Source organism: Streptomyces sp. Isolate_45, from assembly GCF_024721315.2.
In the GTDB taxonomy this organism is placed as follows: Bacteria; Actinomycetota; Actinomycetes; order Streptomycetales; family Streptomycetaceae; genus Streptomyces.
In genome coordinates, this window is record NZ_JANFAK020000004.1 from 50,217 (window position 1) to 64,876 (window position 14,660).

Below are 14,660 nucleotides of genomic sequence, written 5' to 3' on the forward strand. Positions count from 1 at the left end.
CCGCCGATGGTGGAGTGTCCAAAGGGATAACTTGCTCCGTCTCGGGCTTGGGTAGGAGCCGCCTGTCGGTGGGCGTGGGCATTTGTGGCAGTGGGGTCGTCGTGCAAGAGCGTGCGTCCTGTTGGTCGGGCTGGAACGGCTTCGGTGCTGCGGGGATGGGGCGTACGGACGCCACCTCACTCCGCGATGGATGCGCGGGGGCCTACGCGGCGTTCACTTGGCCGCTGTCGAGTTCGGCCTGGATCTGTCGGGTGATCTTGTTCCGGCGGTCCCTGCCGATAGGCAGGCCGCGTGCACGGACAGCCGTTTCGATGTGGCGGCTTGACGCGCGTCCATCGCGTCCGAGCGGGGCGGTGAGGGCGATGGCGAAGAGTTCGTCGTCGGTGGCGGCAGGCTTGCGACCGGTGCGCTTCTTCGGCGGGACGTGGGCTTCCGCCACTTGGTCGGTCTCTTCCGCCACATCGACTGATGCGCCCTGTACGGCGCCCGCCGGAGTGGGGCGGTCATCCTCGCGGTCCTCGGGCCGTTCCGGGTCCGGGAGCTGCGGTGTAGCGGAGTGGGCGCGGGGACGGTCCAGGTCCGCGGGATGTGTTGAGGGTTCCCCTGTAGGACGGCGACTGTGGCGGGACTCCTCGGCAGCGACGTGGCGGTGGATCTGCCGCATGAGGACGCCGAAGGCGAAGAGCGCGGCTGCTGGAGGGACAGCGGCGACGACGTAGTCGAGCGCCGGGGCCGGGACGCCGTCGGACCTGCTGACGCCGGCGACGTTCAGGGCGATCGAGCCCAGCGATCCAGCAGTGGTGAGGGCGATCGCCCACCCGTCGGTTTCCCGGCGGAGGCTGGCGCGGAGCATGAGCACTTCGCCGGCGACGATGAAGGCATCGAGCGTGGCGGGCCATGCCCACTGGCGGGTGGGGGAAGTCCCGAGGCCGTGCCGCCCCGCGACTTCGGCGAGGTGGGCGTAGGAGAGCCAGAATCCTGCGGCGGTGAGAGCGACGATGACGCAGCCTGCGACGGCGAGGGCGTACCGCTCGGCCGTCTGCGTGCGGTGGCAGGTGATGGTCAAGCGGGTGGTGCTCCAAAGGGTGGGCGCGTTCAAGTGGCGGGGGGAGTGCGGCGGCGGTCAGGCCCGACGAGGATGACCCGGTGGGTCATCTCGGAGAGGCGGGAGGCGACGCGGTCGCCGAGGGCGGTGCGGAGATCGTCGATGGGGAGGTTGGTCGTGAGAAGGGTGGGGCGCAGGTACTCGTACCGGTGGTTGATCAGCCGGTAGGTCAGCTCCTCCGTCCACTCGCTGCCCTTGGCGGCGCCGAGGTCGTCCAGGACCAGCAGCGGGCAGCGGGCCAGGGTGTGCAGTTCACGCTCGGCGTCGAGTCCTGGTCGCGGCCTCAGGCGGGCGTACAGGTCGGCGGCGGTGACGGCTTCCCAGCGCAGGCGGACGCCGGCCGCGAGCAGGCTGCGGACGGCCCCGTAGGCCTGGTGGGTCTTGCCGGTGCCGGTGGGGCCGACGATCAGCAGCGACGGGCCCTCCGCGATGCCTCGTGTGCCGGACGGGCCGGGGCGCCCGGCACGCGCGACCTCGTCCACCCAGTTGGCGACCTGGGGGTGATCGGCGAGGGACTGCCGGTAGCGCGGGGGGATGCGGGCGTCGGCCAGTTCCAGGGAGGTGACCGGTTGGGGTGCGGGCTCCGGTTCCTTCGAGTCCATGACGGACGGGTCCATGCCCCGGCGGAGCAGGATCCCCGCCATGGCCCGGACGACGTGGTCGGCGGGCTGCGGGAGGGCGGTGGTGATCAGAGGGCACCCCTGTAGGCGGCGGCGACGTCGGTGGGGTTGGTCCAGGGGCGGTGGGCGGCAGCGGGCGTGGGGGCACCCGCGTTCATGACCTCGTGTACGAGGCTGGGCAGGGTCTTCGGGTGGAGGCCCTTGGCGCGGTGGCGGTCGAGACCGGCTCGTACGTGGGCGGGGGCGATGCCCTCGTCGAGGAGCTTCTTGGCCTCCTGCCCGAGTTGACCGAGCACGCTGGCGGGAGGGCGGTGCTCGCAGGCCGCGGCGTACTCGGCGATGAGGTCCTTCGCCGAGACGGTCTGGGGCGCGGGGGCGCTCGCGCCCCCCAACGGGGTAGTTCCTAGATCCCTGTTCCTAGGTCCTAGATCCGGATGCTGAGGGCTCACGTAAGGCTCAGTGAGCCCTCCCCCAACCGGCTGTGAGGGCTCACTGAACTGCCCTTGACCTGCGGACTCCCTACTCATGGCGGGCTCATTGCCTGCTGCCTGACCCGTACTGGAGAACTCCGTGACGGCTCCGTGCACCGGCAGTGAGGGCTCACGCGGGACGCCAAGGTCGTGGTGCGGGCAGGACGGGATCCTGCTGATGCTGGGGCGGTTGATCTTCTGGTGGAGGGCGAAGGCGACGACGTGCAGGTACTGCCTTCCGTCCTCGCCCTCGTAGCGGCAGATCAGACCGGCAGCGTCGAGCTGCGTCAGATCGTCCTCGACCTCCACCGGTCCGTGTTCGCGGCGCAGCGACCACAGCTGTCCGGCGATGACGGCGGCCTGGTCGCGGATGCGGCCCTTGTCGTCGGCTTGGGTGAGCAGGCCGAAGAAGGTCCGCTCGGCGCTCAGGGACACGGCCGCCAGGGACTCGGAGGCGAAAGCCTCCGGCTTGATGGTCCGGATACGGGCGATAGAGATCGACCGCCTTTCGAAATGGGGGTGGGGAAACCGCCGGGGCCGGGGTGTGTGGACAACACAGCCACACCCCGGGTCCAGAAGTCCAGACCTGGCTCAAGCGGCCGTGAAAGGTTTTCGGTCGCACGACCGTAAACCCGAAACCCCGGTCGGTGAAATCGCCTGCGATATTCGGTGTCGGTCTGGGATCGCTCACAGCAGACGGGGAATGCCTTCCGTAGCCTCCGGTGGGCAAGCTACAACACACCAATGCCGCCACGCCCTCTTGAAATCGGACCCGCCGGACGCGCCGCCGCCCACGCCATCGAACGCACCCGCGTGGCCTGTGGCTACTCCCAGCGCCAGCTCGCCGCCCGGGTCACCGCACTCGGTCGCCCCATGACCTTCACCGCGCTCTCCCGCATCGAACGTACGGTCCGACGCTGCGACATCGACGACCTCGTCGCCATCGCAGCAGCCCTCGGATCCTCGCCGAACGCACTTCTCGCTGCTCCGTCGAGCCGCCCCGAGTCGCTGAGGGTGGGCGGAATATAGCCGACGATCCCCGGTTTCCGAAACCGGGGATTCTCCGCACCGTTGGTGGTACCTGGAGGCCGCTGCGTCTGTGCGTGGCCAGTGGTCTATTTCCCCGTCCCCTGCGTAAGGAACTTCGCTTGTCCGTCGTCGATCCGATTCCCTCTGCCGGTGCCCCCGAATTTCGTCACCGTTCCACCGTTGGCCGTGCGTTTCTCGGGGTCCATGACACGGCCGCATATCTCGGTATTTCACCCAAGACGCTTTACGTCTGGCGTCACCGGCGGCAGGGTCCGCCCAGTTTCCGGATGGGTGCCCGCGGGCGGGTGACGTACAGGGTCGATGCGCTCGACACCTGGATACGTGAGCAGGAACAGGCTGACTCCCGCTCCAACCCCGACCTCAACCCCGTGAGCGCCGCACCGAAGCGGCGCCCTGCCTGCCCGGCAACCATCTGACGCTTCCGGCCGACCGTCCCGAACCCCTATCTGCAAGGAAGCACTTGGCCGGCTACATCGAAGACCGCTGGATCAACAAGAAGAAGGACCCCGTCACCGGCAAGCGCGAGCGCACCGCCCGGTACGGCAAGGGCAGCCGGTACCGGGTCGCGGGCATCCCGGGTGTCCGGGGCATGTCGTTCGACACCCTGGAGGACGCCAAGGCGTGGCTCCGCCGGGCCGGCACCGACAGCGAGCGGGGCGAGTTCGTCGACCCGCGTGACGGCTCCATCACCATCGCCGACTACGTCACGCGCCACTGGCAGGCGGGCGTGCGGGGAGCGCCGGGCACGGTCAAGCGGGTCGACGAGCGCGTGCGCCTCCACGTACTCCCGCACATCGGTGACGTCGCCCTGCGGGACGTCTCAGCGTCCGTCCTGCGCGGCTACATCGCCACGCTCGAAGGCGAGTGCGCACCGCGCTACGCCCGGCAGATCCTGACCACTCTCTCGAACGTCTTCGAGACGGCGATCGACGACAAGCGCCTGGTCCGCAACCCGATGCGAGCCAAGTCGGTGCGCTGGCCCAAGGCCCCGGAGGACCAACGGGAGGCTTGGCCGCTGGAGACCGCGCAGCGGGTGCGGGACGTCATCAACCAGCGGTACCGGATCGCCGTCGTCGTCGCCCTCGGGTGCGGGCTGCGCCAGGGGGAGGTCTTCGGGCTGTCGCCGGCGGATATCGACTTCGAGCGCGGCCTCATCCGCGTGCGCCGACAGGTCCAGCTCCTGTACGGCCGCCTGTACTTCACTCTTCCCAAGGGCGGGAAGACCCGGGTCGTCGACATGCCGCCTTCGGTGGCCGCCGAGCTGCGCGCACACTTCCTGCAACACACGGCCGTCGAGGTCGAGCTGCCCTGGGGCGGCCCCGAAGCCGATCGGGAGAAGCGCTCCTTCCCGTTGGCCATGACCACGACCTACGGCAACGCGATCCGCGCCAACATCTTCAACGACGAGGTGTGGAAACCCGCCCTCGCGAAGGCTGGCGTGATCCCCGTGCGAGAGAAGGGCCAGCGCTGGAAGGCCTCTCGCAAGGACGGCTTCCACGTACTCCGGCACACCTACGCCTCCGTGATCCTCGAAGCGGGTGAATCCGTCGTCACCCTCGCCCGATGGCTCGGCCACTCCAGCCCGACCATCACCCTCGACCACTACGCCCATTTCATGCCCGAGGCCGGCGGCAAGGGCCGCGCGGCAGTCGATGCGCTGCTCGGAGTGGCCCCTCAGTACGTCCCAGACGACCTTGCCCTTGCCTGAGAACGGGCGGTGCAGCACCATGCTGTGCCACCCGTTCTCTTTGGTGGGTCACGCTCTACATCTCATGCCGCTCGACGCCAGGGCAGGCGGGAACGCCGCGCGGGCAGGCCGAGCAGTTCGTGCAGGGCCTTGCCCTTGTGGGCCCAGTGGTCCAGTCGGTCGCGGTCGACCCAGTGGACTCCGTGCCGGTCGCCCCAGGCCATGGCGTCGCGCGTGAAGGAGCCGTTGGTGACGACGACGGCGTGGTCCGCCTTGTGCGCGGGCCCTGCGGTGCCGTTCACCTCGTACATCACCGACGAGCCGACCTTGCCGCCGACGCGGGTGTGCTTCGCCTGCACCACGAGTCGTCCGAGGGGTACCAGGACGCCGATCACGTCCGCGGCCTGGTCCCCGCCGCGGCCCACCTTCGTGGCCGCCCAGCCGTCGCGGACGAGGAGGTCGCGCAGCGCGTACTCGAACTGCTGGTCGTCCATTGCGTCCAACTCGGACAAGGTGATGCGCAGGCGAGCCAGCCTCTCGCTGTCCGCGCGGTTCCGGTGGGAGCGCCATACCCGGACGCAGGCCAAGCCGGTGGCGAGGGCCAGACCGATCAGGATCAGCAGCGGCCAGCTCTCGGCGGCCTTCGCAAGGAGGCGCGATGCGGCCTGTGCCAGGGCGACCGCGAGAGCGAGGGCAACGGCTGCCGCACCCAGGACGTCTGCGGTACTGCGCGGTCGCCACCGGATGCTTCGCCGCCGCCGGGCCGTCACTGCCCGCCCGCTGGCGCGGAGACGGCGGGCTTCGGCGCGGGCTGCTGCTCGGCGGAGCTGTCGCCGAATCCGAAGACCTGCCCCCAGAGCCACACCACCGCACACAGGCCGGCGATTGCCCAGATGCTCAGGCCTTTGGCCTTCCTGGGACCTGGCTTGCGACGGATGTAGCTGCGCACGCTCACGTATCCGTCCGGAACCTTCGGCATGCTGATTCCCTCCCCATCGGTCTGCGCTGTGCGGACCTCCAGATCGGTTGTAGCGGTGGCCACTGACAGAACTTGATGCACCGTCATGATCGTGTGAGCGGCAAGGGCGCGAGTCGGCCATATCTTCGAGAGTGCCTGGTCGACTGCACGGTCCGCTGGCCTGCGTCGAGGCTTCCTTGCCGTGTGTTGCGCTGCGAAGATGCGGGACCTGCCGATTGGCCTGTTCCTGTGGAGCGCGGTCAGTGGCGACTGCGCCGGGCGCCGCCCCTCGACGAGGGACGCCCCCGACGCTTAGTCGCCAGCAGAACCACGATTCGCGCACGTAATTGGATGGCAACATGCAGCCTCACGCCATGAACTTCGACTGCATTGGCGAACCGCAGCGATCGCGCCGCACAGGTTGTGATTTCCAGCCAACTAATCTGAAACAGTGTGGGGTTACTGACGGATGCCCTGTCATAGAGTTCCTGTGTGGGGGAAGGTCGGACCCCTCACGGGACTTGAGGCTGTTCGCGACCGACTCGGGTGATCCACGTCCGCGTCAAGGGGTGGGGGGAACATGGCGGGCGCTGATCCGGAGCCGCATCGTCAGACCTACGAGCAGCACAACCACGGCGATGGTGCCTTCGTTGGTCGTGACAACCACGGTGAAATCCGTATCGAGGCCGTCGATGCCAAGACCAAAGCGCTGCTCAGGAAGATTTCCAAGGATTCGCCCGCCTTAGCTAGGCTTCTCGAAGAGGCCATGGATGACGGGGTGATCTCTTCCGATGCAGCAGGATTGCTCGCGCTGGCGGCTCGCGGCATCAACGAAGATGTCGCCACGATGCTTACGCACGCAAGCCGCAGCATTAACGAGGACGTTGCTGGGACGCTGATGCATGCAAGCTTCAGCATCAACGAAGACGTGGCAGGACAGGTATCCCACGCTGCTGACACCTTCGACAAGGCGACCCAACGGCTTGACCTCACCGAGTTCAACAGGATTGTCGGCCGCATCGAGGGGGTCGTTAGCTCGGGGAACGCTACGGTAGACCTTGAAAGCTTGGTCGCACGTCTTGAGGGGGGCCTGAGCTCTCTGGACCGGCGGGTTAGGGACATGGAGAGGTTGCAGAACGGGGACAAGCCTCTCGGCCGGATCGAGGCGATTGCGAACGCACTCAATGGTGCGGCTGGGCGGATCGAGGCCACAGTGACTCCGCCACCCCCAGAGATCCTTCCAGACCACAAGGCGCGAGCCGTTGCATTCCTTTGGGGGCTCGGAATTGGCGCATTGTTCATCCTCTACCTAGTCAACCGATGAACTGCTGCGGTCGCTGCGTGAACCTGAGCACGTCATGACTCTCAAGGCCGCAGTGGGCAGTGCTTTGTGAGGGCTCGCAATACCGCAGCCAGCCGGCCCCGACGGATATGAGTCGGTCAGGGAGCGGTCGCCCTAGCGGAATATGGACGCGCGGAGCGGTCCTTTCGGTGCGTCCATCAGCCCTTCCGGGTCGCGGCGCTCGCCCGTGAGGCGTTCGCGGCCGCGTTGTCGCGTGCGATGTATGCCCTCTCCTGCACACTGGCGCCGAAGCCCGCCCACCCGTAGAAGACGGCCACAAGTGCAGCCGTCGTTGCCACCCCGGAGGAAGTGGCTGCCAAGGCTCGAGCCATGCCTGCGGGTAGGCGTGCTGTCATACCGCCCCTGGTCTGGACGGTGATGTCGGCGCACCTTCCTGCCCACACTTCGAGGCCCTGCGCGGTCCTTGCGAGGAACGCTGCGGCGCAGGCGAAGAAGGCGTATGTGAACAGGATCCCAACCACGATCCGTTCTGCTATGCCGGGAGTTGGTCCTGTGCCGGAGAACGGCAAGCCGCGGATGCAATAGACGATTGCGGTTCCGGAGATGGCCGCCAGGAAGACGGCCCCGACGAGCGACTCGCTGATGTCTTCGTAGTCGTCCTGGGGTGCGTCAGTGTGGGTGGTCGATGTAGGGCGGCTCCGCCGTTGAGCGGGTACGAAGAGGTTCACGATGCTGCCGAGCACGTTGCCGGCTACGAACGTGCCCGAACCGTGGTTCGTCTGGTTTACGACCTTCTGCTCGGTCTCAGGCGGCTGGTCAGTCACGCTCGCGACCACCATGGTTGATCGTCAGACTGCCGTGGTTGTCACCGCCGATGAACAAGCCGTTGCCGGTGTTGTGCTGGTTGTAGGTGGTGGGTCCGGTCACGGTCAGCGTCTTGAACGCGGGGATCGCCTCCGGATGCGAGTCGAGGTGCGCTCGAATCAGCGGGGTCAGGCGGGCTACGAGTTCCTCCGAGGTGGCCCCTCGATCGTTGAGAACCGTGGTCAGAGCATCCCGCTCAGCAGGGGTGCCTCGATGTACAAGCTCGCGGATCTTCAGCGCAACCCAAGCCGCGCCGCCTGTGACCGCTCCGCTGACCAGCGCGACGGCCGATCCGGTCGCAACCTCTCCAACAACATCGGGCAGGCTCAAGGTCGTTGACTCCCATGAAGAGACGAAGGGAAGCCCAACGTACTGCCACGGGCGCGATCGGGAGGCATCTTTCGCGGTCGTGTCCGTCACCTGCATGGGTGCCCATTCCTGTAGTTGGGCGAAGCGGCGTGCCTCGCGGAATGAGCTGTCCGCCCATGACCTCAACGCACTTGTGGAGTGGGCAGCGAACCCGATCAGCGATGGGATGGGCGATCGCCGACGGGCCTGGTGCTGGCGGGCAAGGTTCACATGTTGGGAGGGGTGCACTCTGGGGCAGTTCCGTCCTTTCTTGCTGAGTGACGCCCGGTGGGCGGCGCGTCGCATTCTGGGTGTCGGTGCTGGGCGCCGCCCCTCGGTGGGCGGAGGAGCTGCGCCCGGTCGGCCCTCTGCCGCGCATTCTCCCCAGATTCTCCCCACGGGGCCTCTGGGGGCGTCATCCAAGATTCGCTTGCGCTAAGTCGATCAAGCCTGTGCGGCGAGTCGCTACAACCAATCCCGCTTCTTGAAGATGACGTACAGGCTCGTACACACCACTGCCATCAGCAGGATCGCAAACGGGTACCCAGCCGCCCAGTGCAGTTCCGGCATGGTCTCGAAGTTCATGCCGTAGATGGTTCCCACCAACGTGGGTGCGAAGAGGATGGCGGCCCACGAGGAGATCTTCTTGATCTCCTCGTTCTGTTCGAAGCCCGCTTCGGCCAAGGCGCGCATTTCGGCGTTCTGTTGTTGGGAGACCAGGGTGGCGTTGACCGTCAGGATTTCGGTGAGGGCCTGGCGGAAGCCGTCCACGCGTTCGCTTGTGTGGGTGACGTGGTCGGCGACGTCCCGGAGGTAGCGCTGGAGTTCCTCGTCGGTGCCGTACTTGGCGAAGCCCGCCATCAGGCCGTGGAGCATGCCGACCAGGGGGCGGGTGGCGCGCTGGAACTCGACCATTTCGCGGGAGAGTTCGTAGATGCGGCGGGAGACCGCGGGGTCGCCGCGGAAGACCTCGGTCTCGATCTCGTCGATGTCCGTCTGGACGCCCGCGACGACCGGCGCGTAGCCGTCGACCACCGCGTCGAGGATCGCGTACAGGGCGGCTTCCGGGCCGAGGGAGAGGAGCGCGGGGTTCTCCTCCATGCGGCGGCGGACGGAGGAGAGGTCGGGGGCGCCGCCGTGGCGGACGGTGATCAGGAAGTCCGGGCCGACGAAGACGTGCAGTTCGCCGAACTCGACCTCCTCCGGGGCGTCCAGGTAGCGGGCCGCGCGCAGGACGACGAACAGGGTGTCGCCGTAGCGCTCCAGCTTGGGGCGCTGGTGGGCTTCCAGGGCGTCCTCGACGGCGAGCTCGTGGAGGTTGAACTCGCCGGCGAGGGAGTGCAGTTCGGACTCGGTGGGGCGGTGGAGGCCGATCCAGGCCATGCCGTCGGGCTGCTCGCGCAGTTGTCGGAAGGTGTCGGCGAGGGTGGCGGGGGAGGCGACGCGCAGGCCGTCGCGGTAGACGGCGGAGTCGATCACGCTGCGGTGGTTCGGCGGGACCGCCGCGGCGGGCTCCTGCCCGCCGTCGGCCGGGGGAGTGGTGCCGGGGCCGGACGGGCGCAGTCGGCCCGGGCGCTTCGCGGGCGGGGTGGGGCGGCGGTCTGGTCGCTCCGACATCGCAGGTCTGCTCCCGGTCGAACGTACGTTTACGGGCCAAGGGCAGGATATCGGGAGATTAGGGAGATATGGCCCCGCCCCCCTTGCCTGCCCCGGCGACCGTGCCGATTGCGGACACAGATCGTCCGCAATCGCCGTTAGCGTGTGGTCATGGCCTCCAGGACGAAGACCTCCGAGACGAAGACCTCCGACCAGAGCCCCCTGATCGGGACCCGTGCGCTGAACCGCGCGACCCTTGCCCGGCAGCTGCTGCTGAGCCGGGCCGAGATGTCCGCGCGGGACGCCGTCGCGCACCTCCTCGGGCTGCAGGCGCAGAACGTCAAGCCCCCCTACTTCCAGCTCCACGCGCGCCTCGCCGGGTTCCGGCCCGCCGAGCTGGCCGGGCTCATGGAGTCCCGCGAGGTGGTCCGGATGGTGACGATGCGCTCCACCATCCATACCCACACCGCGCACGACGCCCTCACCCTGCGGCCCCTCGTCCAGGCCGCCCGGGACCGTGAGGTCGCCTACTTCCGCAAGGGGCTCACGGGCGTGGACCTGGACCGGCTCGCCGAGCGGGCCCGTGCCTTCGTCGACGCGGAGCCGCGGACGATGGCGGAGATCCGCGAGGAGCTCCTCGTCCACTGGCCCACGGCGGACCCGCAGTCCCTGTCGGTCGCGGCGCGCTGCCTGCTCCCGCTGGTCCAGGTCACCCCCCGCGGCGTGTGGGGTCGCAGCGGGCAGGTCCGGCTGGCCACCGTCGAACGGTGGCTCGGGGAGGAAGCCGCTCCGGCGCAGCCCGTGGACGACGTGGTGCTGCGCTACCTCGGAGCCTTCGGCCCCGCCTCCGTCAAGGACATGCAGACCTGGGCGGGGCTCACCCGGCTGCGGGAGGCCTTCGAACGACTGCGGCCGCGCCTGATCACCTTCCGGGACGAGAACGGCACCGAGCTGTTCGACCTGCCCGACGCACCCCGCCCCGACGCCGACACGCCCGCCCCACCGCGCTTCCTGCCCGAGTTCGACAACCTGCTGCTCTCCCACGCCGACCGCACCCGCGTCGTCGCCCCCGAGATCAAAGGCCGTACCTGGACGGGCAACCAGGCCCACCGCACCCTCCTCGTCGACGGCTTCCTCGCCGGGCTCTGGCGGCTGGACGACGGCGGAACGGAGGGCTCCGGCACGGGGCCCGTCCTCACCGTGGAGCTGTTCGGTACGCGGTCCCGCGCGCGGAAGGAGGAGATCGAGGCCGAGGGCCAGGTCCTGCTCACCGGGATGGCGGGCGGCCCCGGATCCGTGCGCTTCGGGTCAATCCAGGGCTGACGCCGCCCTGGTGGACGGGACGTCCGGCGCGGCACGATGCCTGTCATGACGGAGAACAGCGCCACCGACAGCTTCCTCGCCGCACGGGACTTCCTGCTCGCGCACCGCGGGGACTACGACGCCGCCCACACCGGATTCACCTGGCCCCGCCCGGAGCGGTTCAACTGGGCACTCGACTGGTTCGACCGCATCGCGGCCGGCAACGGCGCCGACGCGCTGCGCATCGTGGAGGAGGACGGCACCGGCCGGAGCGTCTCCTTCGAGGACCTGAGCGCCCGCTCGGCGGCGACCGCGAACTGGCTCCGGGCCCAGGGCGTGGAGGCCGGCGACCGGATCCTGGTCATGCTCGGCAACCAGGTCGAGCTGTGGGAGGTGATGCTCGCCGCGATGAAGCTCCGCGCCGTCGTCATCCCCGCGACCCCCCTGCTCGGCCCGGCCGACCTGCGCGACCGGGTGGAGCGCGGCGCGGTCCGCCACGTCATCGCCCGCACCGAGGACACCCCCAAGTTCGACGAGGTGCCGGGCACCTACACCCGGATCGCCGCGGGAGAGGACGTCCCCACCGGCTGGCGGCGGCTGGAGGACATGCGCCGGGCCGACCGGGAGTTCCGTCCGGACGGCGAGACCCTCGCCACCGACCCGCTGATGCTGTACTTCACCTCGGGCACCACCGACCGCCCCAAACTGGTCGAGCACACGCACGCCTCGTACCCCGTCGGGCACCTGTCGACCATGTACTGGCTCGGGCTGCGCCCCGGCGACGTGCACCTCAACATCGCCTCGCCCGGTTGGGCCAAACACGCCTGGTCCAACCTCTTCGCGCCCTGGAACGCCGGCGCCACCGTCTTCGTCCACAACTACGCCCGCTTCGACGCGGAGCGGCTGATGGCCGAGATGGACCGGGCAGGCGTCACCACCTTCTGCGCCCCGCCCACCGTCTGGCGGATGCTGATCCAGTCCGACCTCACCCGGCTGCGCAAGCCCCCGCGCGAGGCCGTCGCGGCGGGCGAACCGCTCAACCCCGAGGTCATCGAGCGGGTCCGGGAGGCCTGGGGCGTGACCATCCGCGACGGCTTCGGTCAGACGGAGACCACCCTCCAGGTGGGCAACTTCCCCGGCGCCCCCGTCAAGCCCGGCTCCATGGGCCGGCCGGCGCCCGGCTACACGATCGTGCTCCTGGACGCCGTCACCGGTGAGCCGTCGCCCGACGAGGGCGAGGTCTGCGTGGACCTGCGCACCCGACCGGCCGGGGTGATGACCGGCTACCGCGACGACCCGCAGCGGACCGCCGAGGCCATGGCGGACGGGCTCTACCGCACCGGGGACATCGCCGCGCGGGACGCGGACGGCTACCTGACCTACGTGGGGCGCGCCGACGACGTGTTCAAGGCCTCCGACTACAAGATCAGCCCGTTCGAGCTGGAGAGCGCCCTGCTGGAACACGAGGCGGTCGTCGAGGCGGCCGTCGTCCCCGCCCCGGACGCGCTGCGGCTCTCCGTCCCGAAGGCGTACATCACCCTCGCCGCGGGCTGGGAGCCGGACAAGGAGACCGCCCGGGTGCTCTTCGAGCACTCCCGGGCGGTCCTCTCCCCGTACAAGCGGATCCGCCGCATCGAGTTCGCCGAGCTCCCCAAGACCGTGTCCGGCAAGATCCGCCGGGTGGAGCTGCGGGAGCTCACCGCGGCCGGCTCCGCGGGGGAGTACGACGAAGCCGACCTGCGCTGAGCGGACGTACGGGGGCCTGCGGCCTCAGGCCGGCAGCTGCGCCTCGATCGCGGCGATGACCTCGGGGGCCTCGGGCTCGGTGCGCGGGCGGAAGCGCGCCACGACCTCGCCGGCGGGGGAGATCAGGAACTTCTCGAAGTTCCACTGGATGTCCCCCGCCTCACCGTCGGCGTCCGGGGTCTCCACCAGCTCCTGGTAGAGCGGGTGCCGGTTCTCGCCGTTGACCTCGGTCTTCTCCAGCATCGGGAAGGTCACGCCGAAGCCGGCCGCGCAGAAGGTCTGGATGTCCTCCGCGTTGCCGGGCTCCTGGCCGCCGAACTGGTTGCAGGGCACGCCGATGACGGTGAAGCCCTTCTCCTCGTACTTGAACTGGAGGCGGGCCAACCCCGAGTACTGGGGGGTGAGCCCGCACTGCGAGGCGGTGTTCACCAGCAGGATGGCCTTGCCCTTGTGGGCCGCGAGGCTCGTCGGCTCGTCGGCAAGGGTGGTCAGCGGGATGTCGTACAGGCTCATCGGGCCCTCCTCGGCGGGGCAGCAACAACAGGAACAGCAACAACAGGAACATCAACAGCGGCAATAACGATCTCCGAGCCTAGGCCCCCGTCCCGACGAGTTCGTCCGCCGGGTCGTTGACCGGTTGTGGCATGCCGGTCAGGTCCATGACGAACAGCGGTATGCCCAGGTCGTCCGCCCGGCTGCGGGCGTCCTCCGTATACCCCGCGAGGGAGAAGTAGACGCTGGTCGCGGAGGCCGTCAGACCGTTCAGCCACACGCACTCCACCGCCCGGAGCCCGGCCGGCGTCGTCGTCGGGTCCACCTGCGCGACCACTCCGGGTGCCCGCAGATCCACCGCGGCCGAGGGGATGGGCAGCCCGTCCGGCCGGCGGACGTCCTGGAACCCGAGCCACCGCAGGTACAGCGCGGCCGTCGCCACCGCGTCCCGGGCCGTACGGATGGTCACCGGCCGGAACGCCGGTCGCGGTACCGGGGTCCTCCCCGCCGCACCCGCACCCGCAGCCGCGCCGGCACCCGTGCGCGCGCCGGGCCGCCCCGGTGTCGCAGGCGCGGCGGAAGGCGGCGTCGTGGCCCCGCCCGGGTCGGCGCCGTCCGCGGGTCCTGCCCGCTGCTCCTCGGGTGGATGGACCGGAATGAGCACCACCGTCCCGCACGATCCGCATCCCACCTCCGGGTGCGGCCACTCGCTGTCCCGCCCGCAGGACCCGCACCGCACCGTCACCCAGCTCTGCGACCAGGTGCGGTGCGTGAGCGTGAGTGGTGGCGAGGTCAGGTCCAGTGCTGGTGTGACCGGGCTCCCGCAGGCGCAGGGGAAGACCGGGGAGGTGTAGCCGTTCTCGCGCATGCACGCCGGGCAGCGCACCGGTACCGCTTCCGCCATGTGAAAAGGACCCCCTCGTCGCTGTGCGTGGGTCCATGCTCCACCACCCGCGACCGAGGGGGCGCGCGAGCCCGCGGATTGCCCCGGAATCGAGCCGGCGGCCCGGTCATTTGTGCAACTCACCGAAACAGATGCGGCTTTTGGTGCGTTCCGGGGTGTCCTCCCGCCTTGACGTGCGGGAAGCCGCCGCTTAGCTTGTTCCGTATAGCAGAACA

General features: G+C 69.2%; 17 protein-coding genes. 7 read left to right on the forward strand and 10 right to left on the reverse strand.

Features of this window, described 5'->3' with window-relative positions:
• Nucleotides 1-202 precede the first annotated feature (202 nt).
• The 3 genes from NOD94_RS02545 to NOD94_RS02555 are packed head-to-tail and all read right to left on the reverse strand — an operon-like array spanning nt 203 to nt 2,687.
• Nucleotides 203-1,066, reverse strand: coding sequence for a DUF2637 domain-containing protein (locus tag NOD94_RS02545; protein WP_281204028.1), 864 nt, complete (start codon nt 1,064-1,066; stop codon nt 203-205).
• 29 nt (nt 1,067-1,095) lie between these two features.
• A complete protein-coding gene (locus tag NOD94_RS02550) occupies nt 1,096-1,749 on the reverse strand; it encodes an ATP-binding protein (protein ID WP_281204029.1) in 654 nt (217 codons plus the stop codon).
• 44 nt (nt 1,750-1,793) lie between these two features.
• A complete protein-coding gene (locus NOD94_RS02555) occupies nt 1,794-2,687 on the reverse strand; it encodes a hypothetical protein (protein WP_281204101.1) in 894 nt (297 codons plus the stop codon).
• A gap of 252 nt (nt 2,688-2,939) precedes the next feature.
• Here NOD94_RS02555 and NOD94_RS02560 point away from each other — a divergent pair, with 252 nt between their 5' ends.
• The 3 genes from NOD94_RS02560 to NOD94_RS02570 all read left to right on the forward strand — a co-directional run bounded on the left by NOD94_RS02560 (nt 2,940) and on the right by NOD94_RS02570 (nt 4,953).
• Entirely contained in the window at nt 2,940-3,224 is a 285-nt protein-coding gene (locus NOD94_RS02560; RefSeq protein WP_281204030.1) for a helix-turn-helix transcriptional regulator, read from the forward strand.
• 119 nt (nt 3,225-3,343) lie between these two features.
• Entirely contained in the window at nt 3,344-3,661 is a 318-nt protein-coding gene (locus tag NOD94_RS02565) for a helix-turn-helix domain-containing protein (RefSeq protein WP_281204031.1), read from the forward strand.
• 44 nt (nt 3,662-3,705) lie between these two features.
• The gene (locus tag NOD94_RS02570; RefSeq protein ID WP_281204032.1) at nt 3,706-4,953 is read left to right on the forward strand and encodes a site-specific integrase; all 1,248 of its coding nucleotides are present in this window, start codon (nt 3,706-3,708) and stop codon (nt 4,951-4,953) included.
• A 62-nt stretch (nt 4,954-5,015) separates the two neighbouring features.
• On the opposite strand, the gene NOD94_RS02575 is transcribed toward NOD94_RS02570, so the two are convergent.
• Together NOD94_RS02575 and NOD94_RS02580 are read right to left on the reverse strand one after the other, a co-directional pair.
• Complete coding sequence (locus NOD94_RS02575; protein WP_281204033.1) at nt 5,016-5,702, reverse strand: restriction endonuclease; 687 nt, start codon at nt 5,700-5,702, stop codon at nt 5,016-5,018.
• Nucleotides 5,699-5,992, reverse strand: a complete 294-nt coding sequence (locus tag NOD94_RS02580) for a hypothetical protein (RefSeq protein WP_281204034.1) — start codon at nt 5,990-5,992, stop codon at nt 5,699-5,701. Before NOD94_RS02580 ends, NOD94_RS02575 begins: the two co-directional genes overlap by 4 nt.
• Before the next feature lie 478 nt (nt 5,993-6,470).
• On the opposite strand from NOD94_RS02580, the gene NOD94_RS02585 reads away from it, so the two are divergent.
• Nucleotides 6,471-7,214, forward strand: coding sequence for a hypothetical protein (locus NOD94_RS02585; protein ID WP_281204035.1), 744 nt, complete (start codon nt 6,471-6,473; stop codon nt 7,212-7,214).
• 176 nt (nt 7,215-7,390) lie between these two features.
• On the opposite strand, the gene NOD94_RS02590 is transcribed toward NOD94_RS02585, so the two are convergent.
• The 3 genes from NOD94_RS02590 to NOD94_RS02600 form a co-directional block, all read right to left on the reverse strand.
• Nucleotides 7,391-8,017, reverse strand: coding sequence for a hypothetical protein (locus NOD94_RS02590; protein ID WP_281204036.1), 627 nt, complete (start codon nt 8,015-8,017; stop codon nt 7,391-7,393).
• A complete protein-coding gene (locus tag NOD94_RS02595) occupies nt 8,010-8,483 on the reverse strand; it encodes a hypothetical protein (protein WP_281204037.1) in 474 nt (157 codons plus the stop codon). Before NOD94_RS02595 ends, NOD94_RS02590 begins: the two co-directional genes overlap by 8 nt.
• A gap of 387 nt (nt 8,484-8,870) precedes the next feature.
• Entirely contained in the window at nt 8,871-10,022 is a 1,152-nt protein-coding gene (locus tag NOD94_RS02600; protein ID WP_281204038.1) for a magnesium and cobalt transport protein CorA, read from the reverse strand.
• Between the two features lie 150 nt (nt 10,023-10,172).
• Between NOD94_RS02600 and NOD94_RS02605 the strand changes: the two genes are divergently transcribed.
• A complete protein-coding gene (locus NOD94_RS02605; protein ID WP_281204039.1) occupies nt 10,173-11,324 on the forward strand; it encodes a winged helix DNA-binding domain-containing protein in 1,152 nt (383 codons plus the stop codon).
• Between the two features lie 45 nt (nt 11,325-11,369).
• Nucleotides 11,370-13,049 carry an AMP-binding protein gene (locus NOD94_RS02610; RefSeq protein WP_281204040.1) on the forward strand — a complete coding sequence of 560 codons (1,680 nt, stop codon included), beginning with the start codon at nt 11,370-11,372 and terminating at the stop codon, nt 13,047-13,049.
• Between the two features lie 24 nt (nt 13,050-13,073).
• Here NOD94_RS02610 and NOD94_RS02615 read toward each other — a convergent pair whose 3' ends face one another.
• Nucleotides 13,074-13,562, reverse strand: coding sequence for a glutathione peroxidase (locus tag NOD94_RS02615; protein WP_281204041.1), 489 nt, complete (start codon nt 13,560-13,562; stop codon nt 13,074-13,076).
• A 79-nt stretch (nt 13,563-13,641) separates the two neighbouring features.
• Entirely contained in the window at nt 13,642-14,286 is a 645-nt protein-coding gene (locus tag NOD94_RS02620; protein ID WP_281204102.1) for a hypothetical protein, read from the reverse strand.
• Here NOD94_RS02620 and NOD94_RS02625 point away from each other — a divergent pair.
• Entirely contained in the window at nt 14,198-14,395 is a 198-nt protein-coding gene (locus NOD94_RS02625) for a hypothetical protein (protein ID WP_281204107.1), read from the forward strand. The two genes, NOD94_RS02620 and NOD94_RS02625, sit on opposite strands and share 89 nt — an antisense overlap.
• The last annotated feature ends 265 nt before the right edge of the window (nt 14,396-14,660 follow it).

What these genes read in the sequence shown, in the direction of transcription:
- NOD94_RS02595 (WP_281204037.1), bottom strand. Translation starts at nt 8,483, where the DNA reads ATGCAGGTGACGGACACGACCGCGAAAGATGCCTCCCGATCGCGCCCG.
- NOD94_RS02615 (WP_281204041.1), bottom strand. Translation starts at nt 13,562, where the DNA reads ATGAGCCTGTACGACATCCCGCTGACCACCCTTGCCGACGAGCCGACG.
- NOD94_RS02560 (WP_281204030.1), top strand. Translation starts at nt 2,940, where the DNA reads ATGCCGCCACGCCCTCTTGAAATCGGACCCGCCGGACGCGCCGCCGCC.
- NOD94_RS02585 (WP_281204035.1), top strand. Translation starts at nt 6,471, where the DNA reads ATGGCGGGCGCTGATCCGGAGCCGCATCGTCAGACCTACGAGCAGCAC.
- NOD94_RS02625 (WP_281204107.1), top strand. Translation starts at nt 14,198, where the DNA reads ATGAGCACCACCGTCCCGCACGATCCGCATCCCACCTCCGGGTGCGGC.
- NOD94_RS02605 (WP_281204039.1), top strand. Translation starts at nt 10,173, where the DNA reads ATGGCCTCCAGGACGAAGACCTCCGAGACGAAGACCTCCGACCAGAGC.
- NOD94_RS02610 (WP_281204040.1), top strand. Translation starts at nt 11,370, where the DNA reads ATGACGGAGAACAGCGCCACCGACAGCTTCCTCGCCGCACGGGACTTC.
- NOD94_RS02600 (WP_281204038.1), bottom strand. Translation starts at nt 10,022, where the DNA reads ATGTCGGAGCGACCAGACCGCCGCCCCACCCCGCCCGCGAAGCGCCCG.
- NOD94_RS02550 (WP_281204029.1), bottom strand. Translation starts at nt 1,749, where the DNA reads ATGGCGGGGATCCTGCTCCGCCGGGGCATGGACCCGTCCGTCATGGAC.